A 19,227-nucleotide genomic window follows, 5' to 3' on the forward strand; every position below is an offset into this window, starting at 1 on the left:
AAAAAGGGAAGATACTTTCTATCCCGGAAGTGTGTATTTATCTGTAATTTTCCGGGTTTACCGGAATTAAAATTTCATAAACTTTATGTTCGTGATTTTTCAGGCCGGATTTTCTTAACCAGGGATTAAAACGCTTGAGAGTTTTATATGAAATTTTGTGTTTATGAGCGAAATCGGCCCAACTTTCGACAGTACCTTTTACTTTGACTTTTTTTGTTTTTTCCACAGGATTTGCCGACTGTATGTCGAAATTATAGAGTAATGGATTATTCAGAATTTGTTTCAGGGCCAGAATACGGAATACGTATCTTTCTGTCTCTTCCCCTAATAATAAATCGTAATAATTATTTTCTTTCTGAATACCGATTTGTTTCCGGATCATATTCGGCCCGGCATTGTAGGAAGCTGCGGCTAGGGTCCAGGTGCCGAAATTATCGTAAGCTTTTTGAATATAAGCAGCGGCAGCTAAGGTCGATTTTTCCAAGTTGTACCTTTCGTCGATTTCGTAGTTTACTTCCAGACCGGCTTCCCGGGCGGTCCCCGGCATAAATTGCCAGATCCCTGCGGCACCTGCCGGAGAAACAGCAAGCGGGTTCAGATTGCTTTCAATGACTGCCAGATATTTGAAATCTTCCGGAATTCCTTGTTCTTTCAAAATCGGTTCGATACGGGCAAAAATACGGGGAGCATTGCGGAGTACCTGAATAGTATGGGAGTGTAAATATGTATTGACGATTAACTCTTTGCGGAGGGCTTCCTGAACGTCCAAGCGGTGTAAAGGCACTTTTTCGCCGGCAAAACTGATCTCTTCCGGCAGTAAAACATCCACAGTGAGGGGTTGTGGTTTATCCTGTTGATACTCTAAAGGCATAATGTTGGCTTGCTCTGAACTGGCCCGGGCAGAGGAGTAATATAAAATACCGAGGACTATCATCAGGGAAATGGTGATGCCGGCGTATATTAATGGAAACTTCTTTTTCATTCCGAGTTAAGTTATTTATCTTTGCCGTAAAGATAGTGCATAAAAAGCGAAAGTGGACGATTAAAAAATAAAACGTGGGTAAATGAAATATAATTTTGATGAAATTATCGACAGAAGCGGTACAGACTGTGTGAAGTACGACGATCTTTACCGTAATTTTGGTACTACTGACCTATTACCAATGTGGGTGGCAGATATGGATTTTAAGGCAGCTCCCCAAATTGTAAAAGCGGCAGAAGAATGTTGTAAACGGGCTGTTTTTGGTTATACCTTCCGGACAGATGAGGCCAAGCAGGCTTTTATCGGATGGGTCGGAAGAAGGTATAACTGGCATGTACGGCCCGAATGGATGAGTATCAGTCCGGGTGTCGTCACGGCTTTATGTGTTTCTGTCCGCGCTTTTACAGGAAAGGGGGATAAGGTATTAATACTGACTCCTGTTTATCCGCCTTTTTTAGGGGTAGTAAACGACAGTGAAAGAGAATTGGTTTGTAGTAGTTTGGTTATCCGGAATAACCGTTATGAAGTGAATTGGGAAGATTTTGAGGACAAGTTGCGGCAGGGGGTTAAACTGTTTATGTTGAGTAATTCTCATAATCCGGTAGGCCGGGTGTGGACAAGAGAGGAGTTGGAACGTATGGGGCAATTGTGCTGTAAATACAATGTGATTATTCTTTCGGATGAGATTCATGCCGATCTGGCCTTGCCCGGTTACCAGCACACTGTTATGGCTTCCGTATCAGAAGAAATTGCAGCCCGTACGCTGACGGCAATGGCTCCAAGTAAAACGTTTAATATTGCCGGCATGATGAATTCTCTGGTAATCGCTTCTTCTAAAGATTTATTAGATCGTTATAATAAAGTGATGTACGCTTTACATTTGGATGTCGGAAATATTTTCGGACATGTAACCTTAAAAGCTGCTTATTTGTATGGAGAAGAATGGCTGAACGAATTGGTAGTCTATTTACAGGAAAATGTGAATTTTGCAGCTGACTATATCCGGAAGGAATTACCTTATGTAAAAATGATCAAACCGGAAGGTTCTTTTTTGCTTTGGCTGGATTTTCGGGGGACCGGTTTGACGCATGAAGAAGTAGGGGATCTTTTGGTTTACAAAGCGAAAGTTGCACTTAATGACGGTATTCCTTTTGGAAAAGAAGGTTATGGTTTCCGGCGAATGAATATCGGATGTCCCCGTAGTGTTTTGGAAGAAGGATTGGAACGGATAAAGAAGGCTTTTTGACGGGTGAATGTTTAAGTGTTCATATTGTTCAATTGTTCAAAGGAGGGGTGGAAAAAATGAAAGGGATTGTAATTGGAAGTTTGAGTAAAATGGGATGCGGGATAGCGTAAATAGAAAATCTAAAATTTACCGGAAGCCAGAATAAAACATAGAGAATTATACTATAGATAATTATTCATACACAGGTGCTAACCGCCTGTGTATTTTGTTTTTTTTTTGGAAAATGTATTCGTGACATAATCTCCGTACAGGTAGAGTGCACCCAGAAAAAGAATATCGTTTTTATTAAAACAAATTTATTAAATCACTTAAACATTTTTACTTTTAAACAATTGATCATTTAACCCTATAACCGAAACATCACTGTTTTCCTTATTTATAGTTATTACTGAAATATGACTAATAAAATTGAAAGCATTGTCGGAATAAAAATAAATATTGGAGAACTAAATGATAAATTAAAAAATTGATTGACAATAAAATATGTTATTCCCAAAAGGTTCGTTTCTTTTTGGCAAAGTTAATTTTTTATTTGTAATTATTAAATAATTATAAGTTTTTTAATCTGTTGATAATCAATAAAAATCTTATTTTAATTTGATTTTTTCGCCTAAGAACAGGATGGATGAAGAATCAAAAGTAAACGAACGTATTGTATGGTTATTATTTATTAATCCTGTTTGTATGAAAAGCTATTATAATTATCTTTTTTCAGAACACAGAGTTATTTATCAGCAATTAGGACGGAAATATAAATTAGCTCCTTACCGTGTTTATCAGTTAGCTCATGGGAATAAAGCCAGAAATTTGTCGGAGAGAAATGTACTGCACGAACTGATGAATTTGAAAGTTATAAAAGACGTCCAATGGTGGTAAATAAGGAAAAAATTCAATTTGGAAATCCTAAATGAATTAAATAGGAAATGTATGATATTTTAATAGTTGACCTTTTATCGGACCGGAAAGCTTGGATGTAGGTTTCTATATTTTTAAACCAATATACTTTTTAAACTATTGATGTTTTCCTTTGGGAAATCTTATGATTTTTCATACTCCACTTTAAAGGGATCATCTGCTTTTGAAATTTTTTATTGTTTTTTGTGTTTTTGGCAACCTGAAAACGGAATAAATAATACTTTCCGAACTTGAAATCTGTAATAATTGCCTACATTTGTCTCTGTGGTATAGAAGTTAAAATATTATGGATTATTTTGATGACAGACAAATCGAACGTCTGATGGGTAAAGCGCGAATAGGTTGGTGGGAGGCAGACTTTGTTAAACAACAATATCATTGTTCTCCATTTATCAGTCGTTTATTAAATTTAGGGCCGGATGGGGTGATTCGTTTTGAAGATTTCCGGGAATTGATTTGCCAGGATTACCGTTTGCGTACGGTAAATGAATTTTCCTTTGGAAAGACACAAAACGTATATGATCAGGTTTATCCGATTAACACTACTGAAGGAATACAATGGGTTCGGGTGAAACTTTGCTCTAAAGAAACAGATGCGGAAGGCAATCTAAAGACATATGGTTTTATGGAATGTCTGGATTCTCCTGAAAATGAGAGTCCCGTTGAATCGACTATGCAACGGGTAAACAATTTGTTCAGTCAGCAAAATAGTATCTCACATTCTTTGTTTTCTATTTTTCAGACAGAAGATATCGGGAGTGTCATTCAGAAAATTTTAGGAGATATTTTACAGCAATTTCCTAAAGGCCGTACTTATATTGTAGAATACAATGCAGAAAATCAGACAAGCATCTGCCGTTATCAGGTAAGTAACGATATTTTCTCTTTTGAAATATCCCATATCATAGATATACCGGTCAGAAATGACAGTTGGTGGACCAGGCAGCTTATAGATCAGGCAATGCCGATTATTTTAGCCAATTTAAATGAATTACCACCTGAAGCAGAAAACATCAAAAAATATTTACAGGAACAGGGCGTTCATTCGACTCTGGCTGTACCTATGTTCTCCCGGGACGGAGTATGGGGGTACGCCGGAATTGATATTGCTGATAAAAATCATATCTGGAAAAACGAAGACTATCAATGGTTTTCTTCTTTAGTAAATATTATCAGTATATGTATGCAATTCCGGAAAGCGGAGGAACAGGCTTTGGCAGAAAAACAGTATCTGGCCGATTTATATAAACATATGCCTATTGGTTATACACGACTGGGATTGGTATACAATGAGCAACAGGAAATCGTTGATTATGTCTTAAAAGACGTCAATGAGGCTTGTCTGGAGATATATAATATCGGTGCAGATATTGTCGGTAAACGGGGCAGTTCGTTAAAATCGGAAATTCAGTTCGAGTTACAGATTTTTAAAAATGTCGTTAAAAGTAAACAACCGCTGGAAAGAAATTTCTACCTGGAGAAACAGGATAAATATTGTCATTGCGTTATGTATTCTCCTTATGAGGGTGAAATCGTAACCTTGTTTTCAGATATGACGGATACGTTTAAAGCTCATGAAGCTTTGGACAGGAGCGAACGGATTCTCCGTAATATTTACCGGAATTTACCGGCCGGAATTGAATTGTACAATGAGAAAGGTAATCTGATTGATATCAATGATAAAGAATTTGAAATTTTCGGTATAAAGAAAAAAGAGGATGTTTTGGGCATCAATATCTTTGATAACCCCATTATGCCGGAAGAGATGAAAGAAAAAATGCGTAAAAGGGAAGATGCCAGTTTTACGCTGGATTATGATTTTTCGAACTTGAAAGGTTATTATCCTTCCGATAAAACCGGTAAAATCAATTTACTTACGAAGATTACCGCACTTTATGATTCTCAAAATAATTTTACAAACTATTTGCTCATTCATATTGACCGGACGGAGGCTACTGTTGCTTACAACCAAATCCGGGAGTTCAAAGACTTCTTTACCCTTGTCGGGGATTATGCCAAAGTCGGCTATGCTCATTATAATGCTTTGAGCCGTGATGGCTATGCATTGGACAGTTGGTACCGGAATGTGGGAGAAGCTGAGGGGACTCCTTTGCCCCAGGTCATTGGGGTATACACTCCGTTTCATCCGGAAGACCGGGAAGTAATGATTGATTTTTTAGAAAAAGTGATCCGGGGAGAGGCTTCCAGCCTCCGGAGAGATCTCCGTATTTTCCGTAAAAATGGCCAGCAAACCTGGACTCGCACCAATGTTTTGGTCCGGGATTATCGTCCGCAGGAAGGCGTGATTGAAATGCTCTCGATCAATTATGATATTACAGAGCTGAAAGAAATAGAAGCCAAATTGATTGCTGCCAAAGAAAAGGCGGAGGAGTCCGACCGTTTAAAATCTGCTTTCCTGGCAAATATGAGTCATGAGATCCGTACCCCTTTGAATGCGATTGTCGGTTTTTCTACTTTAATGGCTGAAACCGATAATAAAAACGAGCAACAGCAATATCTGGAGATTGTGGAAAAAAATAATGAGTTATTGTTACAACTTATTTCAGATATTCTCGATTTATCGAAAATTGAAGCCGGAACTTTTGAAATAAATATGGAAGAGGTGGACGTAAATCAATTGTGTGAAGATATTATCCAGATATTGAAATATAAAACGCCTCCGGGAGTAGAACTTCTGTTTAGCGAGCATCTGCCGGAATACTGTATCCGGAGCGATAAAAAACGCATTCAGCAAGTACTTACGAATTTTATAAATAACGCCCAGAAATTTACTACTCATGGGACAATTGCTCTGGGCTACCGGATTTGCGGGCAGGAGATAGAATTCTCCGTTACCGATACCGGTATCGGCATTCAGCCTGAAAAGCAAGCGGAAATTTTCCAGCGTTTTGTTAAACTCAATAATTTTGTCCATGGTACAGGTTTGGGGCTTTCTATCTGTAAAAGCATTATAGAACAAATCCATGGGCGGATCGGTGTACAGTCCGAACCGGGAAAAGGTTCCCGCTTCTGGTTTACGTTGCCTTTAGTGTGATAGGGGATCCGGGTACATCCCCCTTCTCCTTGCGTTATTTTTGTTTTAAAAATCGGCTTGTCAAATATTTCCGTACCGGTATATCATACAGTTTCAAACAGATATAAGCCAGAAGAATGCTTCCGATCACCACTCCTGCTGCTCCGGGTAATGATCCCCGGAAAGTAAGCTGGTTATTCTTTACCCAGGCATAATACAAATAAATAAAAGGATAATGTACCATATACAGAGGATATGAAATCTCTCCTAGGAATTTGCATAGCCGGGTGGTATACTTGTCAGTCGTTTTTCCTGAGGCTCCCAGATAGACAAGAATAGGAAAAAGCAGAGCAAAGCATACCGTATCATACAGCCCGTTCATCCACAAATATTCCGCTCCGCCTATACGGGGTACGGACAGGAGGGCAACAATGGACAGACTGCAGATCCAAAAAGCTCCCTTTATGTTAGCAGGCTTGAAAATACGGAAAAGGAGCAGTCCCGCAGAAAAAGAAAATAACAGCCGTAAGAATCCCGCGGTAAATTCTATCCCCGTCAGGGAAAATCCGGCACATATATCTCCGTAAGGACCTCCAATGGCAAATACCGCTAATCCGCATCCGGCAAAGAAAACTAAACCCGAAAGAGCTTTGGTAGAAAATTTACGGATAAATAAAGCATAAAGAATATTACCGATATACTCAAAGAATAAAGACCAGCTTGGGCCATTTAAAGGATACATTTCTCCCAAACCGCGGATTTCGGTTCCGGGAGTAGCTGGAATCAATAATGCGTTGATAAATGTGGCGGTAAGCAAAGCCAGTACCGTTACTTTCGATACGTCCCATACGGGGCAGCCTTGAAAATAAAACACAACGGCTCCTATCAAAGCTCCCATTACTACCATCGGATGCAGGCGTATCACCCTGCGTTTGAGGAATTCTTTTATTTTCATTTTCCCCCAACGGTCGTCATAAGCATAACCGATGACAAATCCGGATAATATAAAGAAGAAGTCGACTGCTAAATAACCGTGATTGATTCTCTGATCTATATGACTGGTGGCAAAAGCTTCAAATATATGGAACCATACAACAGTGATAGCTGCTACTCCACGCAACCCATCAAGTATTTCATAATGAGGTTTAGTGTTGGGAAAAGCAGCCGTAGAGGTTTTTGTTTTCCGCATAAGATAAATTCTATTTTTAATATTCTCACCTTTTAAAAGAAAGTGACGAAAATAAGTAATTTTTCTTAGATAATTACAATAACTTCCTGTTAACCTTATTTTGTAAGTGACAGTTTAAACAGGTGATTCCCTTGGTTATTTACCGGGCATAAGTCCAGATAAAATCATAGAGGGGTTTTCCGAATTATTTAAAAACTTCTGATTTTAAATATAAAAAAGAGAACTTGTAGAATCGATATTTAACGGTATATTCAAATTCTCACATATATACTGAAGAGTGTATCGAAACTTTTCATTCAGACACTAAAATAATTATGGTGGAGCGATGAATTTATAGGGTAAATAAATGTGAATTATTTAACATTTTAAGGTAAAAACGGTCCGCTAACGGCATAAAAAAGCAGCTACATTTTCATGTAACTGCCTGTTTTTTCAATTGTCGGGGTGACAGGATTCGAACCTGCGACCCTCTGCTCCCAAAGCAGATGCGCTACCGGGCTGCGCTACGCCCCGTTATCGTGGGGACAAAGGTAATAATAGTAATTGGAAATCCAAGGATAGAAATTAAATTTTTAACAAAATTATAGAGGAAGAAATTTCCTCTATAATTTGATGTTGAGTTTATATAAATAAGTAGAGTGAGGTTTAAGCGTTAATGTATGGCTTCTGTCTGAAATAAGGGAATTTCAGTCGGATTTATCTCGGGTTTTACCAGTTTGTTTTCCTGGGGAAACCAAGTGAGATCTACTGTTTCTTCGTTATCCAGACTGTTGTATTTAATGCGCAATAATACGGAATCCGCATTGGTCGTCAAAAGCTCTTCCGCCCGGAAAGAGACGATTCCATGGTATTTGTAGTTATAGGGATCATTGAAGGCATTGTGGCGGAATTCTAACAGGATGCGGTTGTCTGCTGTTTTTTCCGGATGACGGGCCAGATTGATGGCATGCTTTAAATTGGGAGCGCCTGCACCGTAGTAGAAATCGAAATTGATAAACTCCGGACTGATCCAGAGGTTGTATAACTGTACGGGATCGTTTCCCAGACTGTCGGAAATTTCCGTGTTGTATTCGATAATGTCTTTGGTCAGGATTTTGTAAATCTCATTTATCCTTACATAGTAATCAAACTGATCGGTACTGTCCGCTTCCCCTAAAAGGTTAAAGTAAATCAGGACGCGGTCATTGTTTTTGAATTCGGAAGGAATGTTCCAGACAGAAGGACATACTACAGCTCCCCGGTCCGTTGCAATAGTATTGATTTCCCCATTTTTGTGAATAATGCCGTAGTCACTGTATTCATACCGTAAATCCTCGTATTTATCATTACAAGAAGTAAAGAGGAATCCGGATAGGGTAAGGAAAAGTAGAAAAACGTAACGGCTTTTCTTATGCAATAAGCGCTCCCTTTTCAACACATCAGCGAGGGATGAATTGTACGTAAATAAATGATTGAAAATTCCCATAATTATTACTTAGTTGTTCTATTACTTAATTACTGTCTGCAAAGACATTTAAAAGATGTATGAAAACGGAAATAGTTGCGTAGTATTACATTTTTTAACTTTTTCACCGGATAAGTCGTAAATCCCGGGTTCCGGATTGTGAGAACTCAGGCTTTTAAAGGAGTTTAGAGAATCCTGTTGAAATGGTTTGATTCAATAGAGTTTTTTTTCGTAATGAAAAGATAAATTCCAGTCCGCCGTCTTTTCTGTTTTTGGCGGAAATCTGTCCTTTGTGGAAGAGTACGGCATTTTTGACAATGGATAAGCCCAGACCGGACCCGCCGTTTTTGCGGCTTCTGCCCTCATTGATCCGGTAAAAGCGATCGAAAATCCGCTCCAGGTGAGTTTCGGCCACTCCGCATCCGGTGTCGTACAAAGAAAAATAATAGTATTCCACATCTTCTGTATAATTGTCGATACCGATGGTGATTTTTTCTCCGGCATAACTGATGGCATTGTCCATTAAATTCCGGAAAATGGAATAGAGTAAAGTATGATTTCCTTCGATTTCCACGCTTTCGTCTACATTATTGAATACTTGGATGTGATTGGACTGAATTTGATTTTGCAGGTCGGTTGTAACTTCTTCAATTGTATCGTGGATATTGACGCATTCCTTGTCAAAAAGATCGGCAGCTTCCTCCGTTTTGGTAATCAGGGCTACATCCCGGATCAGGTCCGACAGACGGAGTACCTGGGTATAGGTACGTTCTAGAAAAAACTTTTGTTTTTCCGGTGCAATACCGGGTTGATCCAGTAAGGTTTCGATATAGCCCCGGATGCTGCTTACAGGTGTTTTTAATTCGTGGGCAATATTATTGGTCATTTCTTGTTTCAGCAATCTGTTTTTTTCAGAATTGGAGATATTATTTAAGGTTACTTCGAAACTATTGTCCTTGAAGACGATCAATTTTACGGCGAAGTGTTTCCCGCTTTTGGAGATTTTTCCCTGATAAATGGGCTGGGTGGTCGATTGCGGATTTACCGGTGTATTTTTTTTCAGGAAAATGCGCAAGTCTTTAAAATCCAGTTTTTCCAGAATTGTATTTACTTCAAAAGTCGGTTCGTCCAGAATGATATTAAGGTATTGGATAAAATGCGTATTGGCATATATTTTTTGTCCGTCGGCAGAAAAAATACAGATCCCTTCTTCGGAGTAATGGAAATGGCGGAGCAGTTTTTCTTTTTCCTGACGGAGTTGGTTTTTACTTTCTTCCAGTAATTTAAAATTACTGATAATTTTATTTCCGATGACTCCCAGTTCTGTATCCGGGAAATGGATTTTCTCGTATGCGGGTTGATTGTTTTCCGCAGAAGTTATAAAATCATTCAGACCGCTAATGGCTTTCCCGAACCGATCCGCCAGATAGAGTAGAGAAATAAGGGCAATAAAGAAAAGAAGAACAATAAAATACATAAAAATATTGTCACCTTCCAGATAATCTTTCAGTTCGACATTATAGGGGAGGGCAACTCTTATGTAGTAAGGGGAATGGTGATAAGCATAATAATAATATTCTTTTCCCTGTGTGGTTGAAAAGCGGATAGCACTGCCGTTGTCATGTATCAGGGCAGAGGCGATTTCAGGGCGATGCAGGTGATTTTCAATTTCCCGCTCTTCCGGTATTGTGTTGTCAAACAGAACTTTTCCTTTTTCATCAATAATGGTGAGCCGCAGGCTGTCCGGCAAAAGGGGAAGAATTTTGCTGAGTGTGTCCAGACCTGTATCCGGTCGCATCTGCTTTTGGCAGATATAATGGTGGATGACCTGGGTATAAGTGTCCAGATTGGTACGCAGGTTTTCCGTTTTATATACTTTTTCCCGATTGCGTTGGACTAAGACGATAATAGTTGTGAATACCAGAAATACCAGGAAAAAATAGAAAAATATTTTCTTTTTATAAGATAAATGCATCGGGGGTATATATTAAAAGTTGTTTGAGTTCCGTTTTATTGTCCGGGGGCAAGTCGTTTTGTTTATAATCCGAAGACGGGATTGCCCGGGCGTTTTGTACTGAATACCCGTTTGTACTCAGGTTTCAAAACAATAGCCGTATCCGGAACGGTTGACAATATGTTTGCCGAAATCTCCCAGTTTTTTTCGTAAGCGGGTGATGTGCACATCTACCGTTCTTTCCAATACATATCCATCATCGGTCCAGACTTTCGTCAGGAAGTCTTCCCTGGAAAAAATCCGGTTCGGAGATTTTGCCATGGTACTCAGAATTTCAAATTCCTTTTTCGTTAGTAAAATCGGTTGTCCCTTTAAAGTGACATTTTTGGAAACCAGGTTGATGGTCAGATCTCCTGTTTCTATCGTTTGTTTTGTTTCCGGCAAGTCGTGATTGCCGGTTCTTTTCAGTACGGCCTTTACGCGTGCACTGACTTCTTTGATAGAGAAGGGTTTGGGAATATAATCATCTGCTCCCAGACTAAAACCGGTCAGCATGTCGTTTTCCGTGTCTTTGGCAGTCAGAAAAATGATGGGTACGTCCAGATGCATATCTTTTCTGACTTTTTCAGCCATTTTAAAACCGGACATACCTTCCATCATGACATCCAGTAATATCAATTTATATTCTTCCGAGATGATTTTTAATGCTTGTTCTGCAGAATTAGCGATATCTACAGCAAAACCTTCGCTCTCCAGGTTAAATTGAAGAATCTCGCATAAATCCTCTTCGTCGTCGACTACTAAAATTTTTTTCCTTTCCATATATTGTTTGTGATTTAAATAGTTGTTTTTATGCGGGAGGTAGCTCCGTAATCTTTTGTTACACCTTTATCCCTCACTGCCTGCCAGCAGGGTGTCTGTTTTTTCTTTTCCCTGATGTTTGATATTTATCCCTTCCATCAGATAGATTGCCGCTTCTGCAATATTAGTGGCATTATCTCCGATCCGCTCAATATTGTAAGATATACTGTTCAGGCTTAAAATGTCAGTCAATTGCTGTTCTTTTAATGTCTTATCTGCATGTTGCGTCCTTAATTTTTTTGTTAATTCATGATGTAAGGTGTCGACGGTATCGTCCAGTCCAATTGTTTCTTTGGCCAGATTGTTGTCTTCACAGGTAAAGGCAAATATAGCATTTTGCACCATGTTTTCTGCAGTGGCCCATAATTTTGATATATGATTTTTATAGGAGGGGAAGATTGTTCCCCGGGTATTAACCTGATTCATAAAGAGAGAAATGTTGATGAGAAGATCTCCTATCCGTTCCAGGTATGCCGTCATATCGTAATAAGCCATAATCTTGCGTAAGTCGCCTGCCCGGGGATTGTAAAGTACAATGGTATGAATGACTTCGTTCCGCATCTTTACCTCCAGGCTGTCGATAATGCGTTCGTTATTGTTGATTTCCGTATAGATTTCCGGAAGCGTATTCGTTTCCATCAATCGTTGGGTCAGATGGATTTGCTGTATGACTATTTTTGACATCACTTCAAAATCCTGATTTATTCTCAGAAAGAATTTTTCTCTCAGTCTGTTCATAATTGATCTGGTATTCCGGGTTCTTGTAAATTTTCTAAATTAATTAGGGCATGGCCTTGGGATTATCCGAATTGACCGTTCAGGTATTCTTCTGTCCGTTTATCTTTCGGATTAGTAAACATATTCTGGGTATTGTCATATTCAATGAGTTCCCCGAGGTACATAAACATCGAGTAGTCTGAAATACGGGCAGCCTGAGACATATTGTGAGTGACGATTATAATGGTGAATTCATTTTTTAATTGTAATAATAATTCTTCTATCCGGTTTGTAGCAATGGGGTCGAGGGCGGAGGTCGGTTCGTCCATCAGCAGGACTTCCGGTTTTAAGGCCAGAGCCCTTGCGATACAAAGCCGTTGTTGCTGACCTCCTGAAAGGAAAGTCCCTTTTTTTAAAAGAGAGTCTTTCACTTCGTTCCACAAACCGACATTTGTCAGGCATGTTTCCACCAGCTCATCCTTTTCCCTTTTAGGGAGCGAGATCCCGTTCAGTTTGTAACCGGCCAGGACATTTTCGTATATACTCATGGTCGGGAAAGGATTGGGACGTTGAAAAACCATGCCGGCCATCCGCCTTACTTCCATGGGATTCATTTTCAATATATTCCGGTTATTCATCAGAATTTCGCCGGATATCCGTATATCGGGATAGAGCTCATGCATACGGTTAATGGTCCGCAGAAGTGTACTTTTTCCGCAGCCCGACGGTCCCATAATGGCTGTAATACATTTTTTCCGGATGCCGGCATTCACCTCATTTACAGCATTTTTTCCCGGCGTGTAGGAAACAGATACGTTTTTCAGTCTTAAAATAAAATCTTCAAGAGCAGGCATAACCGTCTGTTTTTGGGTTTCTGCCTGAGAGCGTTTTAAAATTATTGTATTTTCCATTTCCGGGCGACTTGTTTGGCTATAAGGTTTAACAGGAGAATTAATAGTAAAAGAAACAGAGAGGAACTCCAGATCATATCTAGTAAGTTTGGGTCGTTATAGAATTCCCAGATCAATAGAGGTACGGCACTGGTCGGTTTGAGTATGTCCCAGTTGACAGCGGAACTTCCCAAGGCTGTAAGCATAAGGGGGGCGGTTTCTCCCATGACCCGCGAGATGGACAGTAAGATGCCCGTAAATAGTCCGCCAAAGGCGGAAGGGAGCAGGACTTTCAGGATAACACCGGTATAAGATGCTCCGAGAGCTAATCCTGCTTCTTTCAGACTGGCGGGCAGCATTTTCAAGGTTTCTTCCGTAGAGCGGATAATCAGCGGGAGCATCATGATTGCCAGGGCAATACTGCCGGCCAGAGCGGAATAGCTGCCTGAAGGTTTCACAATCCAGGCATATGCAATGATACCGATGATAATGGAAGGACTGCCTTGAACCAGGTCTGTCAGAAAACGGATCAGGGTTGAAAACCAGGTTTTCGGTTTTTCCGATAAATAAATGCCTCCCAAGATGCCGCTTGGAATAGCTAATATAGAGGCAATAATTACCAGGATTAAAGTGCCTGTGATTCCATTGGCAATCCCCCCGGGAATAATTTCTCCGCTGCTGCGAGCCAGCATTGCATCTAAAGTGCTGGGGGCTGTCTCGGTAAAAAAATTCAGATTGATTTGTTTATATCCTTTCTGAACGACTTCCCAGATGATTAGAATTAAAGGAATTGCCGTAAGTCCGGAAAAAATGCATACAGTCCAAAAGAAAAGGCGGTCTTTCAAATGGCGATAGGCTAAACTACTCATAAATTTCTTTTTATAGGAGGGTTTAACTTAGTTTTTTTAGAATTAATTTCCCGATCAAGTTAATCAGGGCTGTAATCAGAAATAAAAGCAGGCCTATAGCGATCAGACTGCTTAATTTTAAACCGTCAGCTTCCCCGAATTGATTGGCAATAACGCTGGCCATCGTATTTCCGGTATCCGTAAGCGCATGCGGAAGGTTATTGGTGTTTCCGATCAGCATGGTTACGGCCATTGTTTCTCCCAGGGCTCTTCCCAAAGCAAGAATATAACTGGCAAAAATACCGGAACCTGAAGAGGGAAACACTATATTCCGGATGACTTCCAGGCGGGTGGCCCCCAAACTGTAAGCACCTTCTTTTAATTCTTCCGGGACCATAGAAATAAATTCAGCGCTTAAAGAAGTGGCATAGGGAATAATCATGATGGCCAGGACAAGGGAGGCTGTCAGAATACCGAACCCCTGACCGGAAAGGCCGGAGTCTGTAATCAAAGGCCGGAGGGTATAAAAGCCCCAAAGCCCATATACTATGGAAGGTATTCCGGCGAGTAAATCAATAACGGCGCTGATGACAGACGAAATTTTTTTCCCTTTGAAATATTCACCGATAAACAAGGCTACCGGCAAAGAAAAAGGCAGGCAAAATACTAATGCCAGGAAAGACGTGAGTATAGTCCCGGTGATAAACGAAAGGGCTCCGTATTGTTCAGCTTCGGGATGAGGATTCCACTCTGCCGAAAATATAAAACGGAAAAGGCCGAAGTGTTCAAAAGCCGGAAGCGCCCCACTGACCAGGGAATAGAACATTCCGCCGCAAATCAGGAGAATCAGGAAAGCACAAATAAAAAGTAGCCGTTTGAAAATAGAGTCCCGCATACTTTTAAGATTTGATAGCTGTGATTTTAAATATTCAATACATTTGAAATCATATTAAAATCGTTATTTTAATAAGGGTTCCCCGTTGAAGGTTACCGATTGTAATAATAGTCTGGCATTTTCTTTAGCGGTAGAGGGCAAGGGTGAATAATGCGCTTTCGTACTCAGGTTCTGTGCTGCATCACTCAGTATCCAGTCCAGTAATTTTACATTCGCTTCTGCTTGTTGCCGGGAACGATTGTGATATGCTTGTTCTTTGTACAAAATAATCCAGGTGAAACAACTGATGGGATAGGCATCGGCAGCCGGGGAATTGGTAATCATCGTCCGGCTGTAGGAAGGAAGTTCGATAGAAGCTGCTGCTGAAATACTTTCTGTGCCGGGAGTGATAAAATTACCGGCTTGGTTTTGTAACAAAGCTACGGGTATTTTCAGGGCAAATGCGTATTCCGAACCGATGTATCCGATGGCTCCTTCTATTTGGCTGATGGTACCGGCTACTCCCGGATTTCCTTTTGCTGCCAGGCCAGCCGGCCATTTCAGTGCTTTTCCGCTTCCGACCTCTACGGCCCAGTCTTCACTGACTTTAGAGAGATAATCGCTGAATACATAAGTCGTTCCGCTTCCGTCAGAACGGTAAACGACGTTGATCGGTTTATCCGGTAAGGAAATGTGGGCATTTATCGCTTTGATTTGAGGATCATTCCATTTCGTTATTTTCCCCAGATATATACCGGCAATTATTGTTCCGTTGAGTTTCAACTCTTTTATTTCCGGTAGATTATAAGCCAACACAACGGCCCCCAAACAAGTCGGAATATGGATCGTTGGGGAAGGCATTTCGCTGATTTCCTTATCTGAAAGAAAAGCATCGCTACCGGCGAAATCTACAATTTGGTCTTTAAGGCTTCGTATACCTCCGCCGCTTCCGATACCTCCGTAAGTGACAGCAATACCTGTTGAATCTTTATAGGTTTTAAAAGCCAGATTATAATAGGGAAGGGGAAAAGTCGCTCCGGCTCCGGTAAGCGTAATGTTTTCAGCATTTGTGAGACCTGATTTGTTTTTTGTCGGATTTCCACAGGCAGTTGTTCCCCATACTAAAAGAACAATTAAGAATCTATTCATTTTATTTCTGTTTAATTGATAGTCTTTTTACTCATGCAATATTACATTCCCGTTGTGAAGGGGGTGTTACATTTTGATTACGTTTCTGTTACAGAATTAATTTATTGATAATCAATGCTTATTACGATTACAAATCGGTTTTTACAAAAACAACAGATACAGGTTAAGTACTCATGTAAATCATTTTAGAAAAATAAAATTTTCCCTTTACCGGAGAAAATTTATCTAAAGAAAGAAGAAAAAATTAAAAATGGTTTATAAAGGACAACATTCAAAGCATCTGAATCAGTTTGTTAAGTAAATTGAAAGGTGAAAAAGATACAGATTTGGATCATTTTAAAAATCGCATAGGGTTTCATGCGGCATTACAGTAGATTATGAATTTAGGGAGTCAATGTTTTTAGAATCCGGACTGTATGTCACGGTAAAAGGAGCGAAGTATAAAGAAACAGAGGACAATTATAAGTGGGAAGAAAAATATAATATTACTTATTTACAGTTACCTGTCTTGTATTCTTAGGAATATAAATTGCAAAATGGTGTAAAAATTCACGCTAAAATAGGACCTTATTTTGCTATAGGATTAGCTGCAAAAAATAAATGGGAAGAAGGCTATGAACGTATTAGGCAAGAGTGTGAGGTGCCGATATTGTTGGTTATTATCTATATAATATTTCCTGCTTTTTCATTGCTTTTCAGTGAGTGGATAAATATTTACAAAATAGCTTTTCTTTCCAAAGGGGGCTGAATGCTAAGCGGGGATTGGTTGTAGAATGTTCAGGATCAGCCCCTTTTTATCTATATTTCTGAAACGAATTATTCTGTATCGCTTGAAAGAAAATCTTTATCCATGAAACAGCTTGTAGATAAGGTTATTTCATTTCTGAATAAAATTGATAAGTCTTTATGAGCTATCGTTTTACGATTCAAAAAAGAAATTTCTTATATTTTAAGAAAATTATAATTTTATTATTATAAAAGTTCTATTTTTGGTGGAGATAGCAAACTTATAAATACAAACCTTATGAAAAAAATTTTGATGTTATTGCTGGGTGCAGCCTTGTTTTTTACGGGTTGTGAGAGTGATCCTACCCTTGTGCTGGAGCCTTCTGTTTCGGAATACGAGATAGAGGCTATTGGTGGAGAATTTACTATTGAGGTGACGGCTAATTTGGAGTATTCGGTTAAAATTCCAGGAGAGGCCGCAAAGTGGCTTTCCTTGGTTGGTAAAGACGCCGGTGAGCATACAGAAACGCTTACTTTTAGTGCTGTGGCCAATACAGCCGGTGAAGCTCGTGAAACAGAGGTAGATCTGATTGCTTCTTCCGGCGGTTTGGTACAGAGTATTCACATCACACAGAAAGCTGTACGGATTGTAAATATAGATGAGAAGACTTATACGCTTGCGGCTGAGGGAGAAACGGTATTGGTTCCTGTGACCACCAATACGGAATATACCGTGACTATTCCGGAGGGAACGACATGGCTTACGCGGATAGAAGCGCGGAGTGAAATGCGTGAGGATATGCTGACTTTCGCGGCAGAAAGGAATGCGGATGGAGAAGAACGTTCTGTGGAAGTTATCATTACGGCAGAACCCGATATCAAACGGCAAATTGTCTTCGTTCAGCCTTCTGTGGCTATTCCTCAGGCTTTTGTCGTTTGGATGGAAGGGGAAAGTAGTAATCCTTCCGATTGTCTGATAAAGGCAGTGTCCACACGGGAGCTTGCAAACAGCGGATCTGTAGCCGATTTGAGTGCAGTAACCACTGCAAACTGTTATGTCGTTCCGGCTGCTGTAGAGGATCGTACATACCGCTTTAATGCCAACGTCATGGGGAATGGTTCGGAAGGCATAGCTGCCATGAATAATGGAAATTCCGTAAGTGGTTCCTTGCAGTTGGGGGGAGGAGTTACAGTGAGGGGGGATGCTTTGATAAGCGATGAATTGGCTGACTCTTATATTTATTTTACAGTGAGCGGAGGGCGTAAAGGGAATGCCGTTATTACGGTTTACGGAAGTGATGCCACTGCCGGAGCTCTCTGGACATGGCATATTTGGGTCGTTGATGCAAACGACAATCCGACAGAGGCACGTAATCTCCAGGTTTACAAATTTACAGCCGATAATATTCCTACGGCTACGGATCCCTCAAAGTGGATACTGACAGAAGAGCAATGGACGGCGATTGCTGACGTACAGGTCATGGACCGTAATTTGGGGGCAGAAAAAGCCAGTCCGGGCGAAAATTCTGCTGATTTTCTGCTCACAGCAGGACTGAGCTATTGCTGGGGATTCAATGTTCCTTTCCCCGGGGCACTTCATGCTGTCAATGGTTCTTCTGCTTTGACACAGTTGTGGTCACTGAAGCAAGGAGCTACAGAAGCAGAAGCTGTTCCGGCACGCTATACCGGGGAGGAAGGTTCTTCTGTTTGTCATTCAATGGATCTCAGGGAGGCCATAGCGAATCCCGGAAGGGGATGCTCTCTGGTGGGTGAAGCATACTATAATCTCTGGGGACAATATACCCCGCTTTCTTACACCAATTATTACGATGATGCCCGGAATCCGGGTTATATTTCGCTTGATTATACTCATAAAAGTATTTTTGATCCTTGTCCTGCAGGTTATTGCTTGCCGCCCCAATACCTGTTTTTGAGTTTTCAGACCACTTTCACAAAATACAATAATGGTAAAATGACTACTGCTAATGCCGAAAATCTCGCCACTTTGAAGGACGATAAAGGAGTTTGGTTTTATATACAGGGAGCTGGCTCGGGCGAGAAAGCCTGGTTCCCCTTAACCGGTTATTATGGCAGCGGTGTCGGTAGTTTTAGCAGTATAGGAACTTATGGTTCGCAATGGACCTCTGCTCCGGATTACCGGTCTACAACTTATGGGGCCAATTTTTATTTCAGTGCTTCTGTTTGTTGTCCGCCGACCAACAACTCCCGTTATTTCGGTTACTCTGTACGTTGTGTAAAAGAACGTTAGGCACTGGCCGGAATGTAAATGAATATCCGGAATCGGTTTTTAGAGAATTGATTCGGGTTTCCTGAAGGAAGCTGATGAATGGAATTGAAATGCCTGATCAGGCATCCGATATCATTTTTCTAAAAACCG

At 40.3% G+C, this 19,227-nt stretch carries 14 protein-coding genes and 1 tRNA gene; 4 read left to right on the forward strand and 11 right to left on the reverse strand.

Annotated features, from left to right (window positions below):
* Positions 1–37 precede the first annotated feature (37 nt).
* Entirely contained in the window at positions 38–982 is a 945-nt protein-coding gene (locus Q0465_RS07550) for a lytic transglycosylase domain-containing protein (RefSeq protein WP_298614650.1), read from the reverse strand.
* An 82-nt stretch (positions 983–1,064) separates the two neighbouring features.
* Here Q0465_RS07550 and Q0465_RS07555 point away from each other — a divergent pair, with 82 nt between their 5' ends.
* From Q0465_RS07555 to Q0465_RS07565, 3 genes are all read left to right on the forward strand, one after another.
* Positions 1,065–2,228: a MalY/PatB family protein gene (locus Q0465_RS07555; protein ID WP_298614652.1), complete on the forward strand. Its 1,164-nt coding sequence runs from the start codon at positions 1,065–1,067 to the stop codon at positions 2,226–2,228.
* A gap of 684 nt (positions 2,229–2,912) precedes the next feature.
* Entirely contained in the window at positions 2,913–3,104 is a 192-nt protein-coding gene (locus tag Q0465_RS07560; protein WP_298614654.1) for a hypothetical protein, read from the forward strand.
* Between the two features lie 325 nt (positions 3,105–3,429).
* Entirely contained in the window at positions 3,430–6,198 is a 2,769-nt protein-coding gene (locus Q0465_RS07565) for an ATP-binding protein (RefSeq protein WP_298614657.1), read from the forward strand.
* Between the two features lie 34 nt (positions 6,199–6,232).
* On the opposite strand, the gene Q0465_RS07570 is transcribed toward Q0465_RS07565, so the two are convergent.
* The 10 genes from Q0465_RS07570 to pstS all read right to left on the reverse strand — a co-directional run bounded on the left by Q0465_RS07570 (position 6,233) and on the right by pstS (position 16,103).
* The gene (locus Q0465_RS07570) at positions 6,233–7,366 is read right to left on the reverse strand and encodes an acyltransferase (RefSeq protein ID WP_298614660.1); all 1,134 of its coding nucleotides are present in this window, start codon (positions 7,364–7,366) and stop codon (positions 6,233–6,235) included.
* 439 nt (positions 7,367–7,805) lie between these two features.
* Positions 7,806–7,879 (reverse strand) — tRNA-Pro (locus tag Q0465_RS07575).
* Positions 7,880–8,018: 139 nt separating this feature from the next.
* Positions 8,019–8,831, reverse strand: coding sequence for a NigD-like protein (locus Q0465_RS07580; protein ID WP_298614663.1), 813 nt, complete (start codon positions 8,829–8,831; stop codon positions 8,019–8,021).
* 154 nt (positions 8,832–8,985) lie between these two features.
* Entirely contained in the window at positions 8,986–10,785 is a 1,800-nt protein-coding gene (locus tag Q0465_RS07585) for an ATP-binding protein (protein ID WP_298614666.1), read from the reverse strand.
* Between the two features lie 117 nt (positions 10,786–10,902).
* Positions 10,903–11,586 carry a response regulator transcription factor gene (locus Q0465_RS07590; protein WP_298614668.1) on the reverse strand — a complete coding sequence of 228 codons (684 nt, stop codon included), beginning with the start codon at positions 11,584–11,586 and terminating at the stop codon, positions 10,903–10,905.
* A 66-nt stretch (positions 11,587–11,652) separates the two neighbouring features.
* The gene (locus tag Q0465_RS07595; protein ID WP_298614670.1) at positions 11,653–12,363 is read right to left on the reverse strand and encodes a PhoU domain-containing protein; all 711 of its coding nucleotides are present in this window, start codon (positions 12,361–12,363) and stop codon (positions 11,653–11,655) included.
* 62 nt (positions 12,364–12,425) lie between these two features.
* Entirely contained in the window at positions 12,426–13,196 is a 771-nt protein-coding gene (gene pstB / locus Q0465_RS07600) for a phosphate ABC transporter ATP-binding protein PstB (RefSeq protein ID WP_298614859.1), read from the reverse strand.
* A gap of 41 nt (positions 13,197–13,237) precedes the next feature.
* Positions 13,238–14,101, reverse strand: coding sequence for a phosphate ABC transporter permease PstA (pstA, locus tag Q0465_RS07605; RefSeq protein ID WP_298614672.1), 864 nt, complete (start codon positions 14,099–14,101; stop codon positions 13,238–13,240).
* Between the two features lie 22 nt (positions 14,102–14,123).
* On the reverse strand, positions 14,124–14,975 hold the full coding sequence (gene pstC, locus Q0465_RS07610) for a phosphate ABC transporter permease subunit PstC (RefSeq protein ID WP_298614674.1): 852 nt from the start codon (positions 14,973–14,975) through the stop codon (positions 14,124–14,126).
* A 63-nt stretch (positions 14,976–15,038) separates the two neighbouring features.
* A complete protein-coding gene (gene pstS, locus Q0465_RS07615) occupies positions 15,039–16,103 on the reverse strand; it encodes a phosphate ABC transporter substrate-binding protein PstS (protein WP_298614676.1) in 1,065 nt (354 codons plus the stop codon).
* A gap of 1,024 nt (positions 16,104–17,127) precedes the next feature.
* Between pstS and Q0465_RS07620 the strand changes: the two genes are divergently transcribed.
* Positions 17,128–19,098: a BACON domain-containing carbohydrate-binding protein gene (locus Q0465_RS07620; protein WP_298614678.1), complete on the forward strand. Its 1,971-nt coding sequence runs from the start codon at positions 17,128–17,130 to the stop codon at positions 19,096–19,098.
* Positions 19,099–19,227: the final 129 nt, after the last annotated feature.

The organism is uncultured Odoribacter sp., assembly GCF_937966165.1.
GTDB lineage: Bacteria > Bacteroidota > Bacteroidia > Bacteroidales > Marinifilaceae > Culturomica.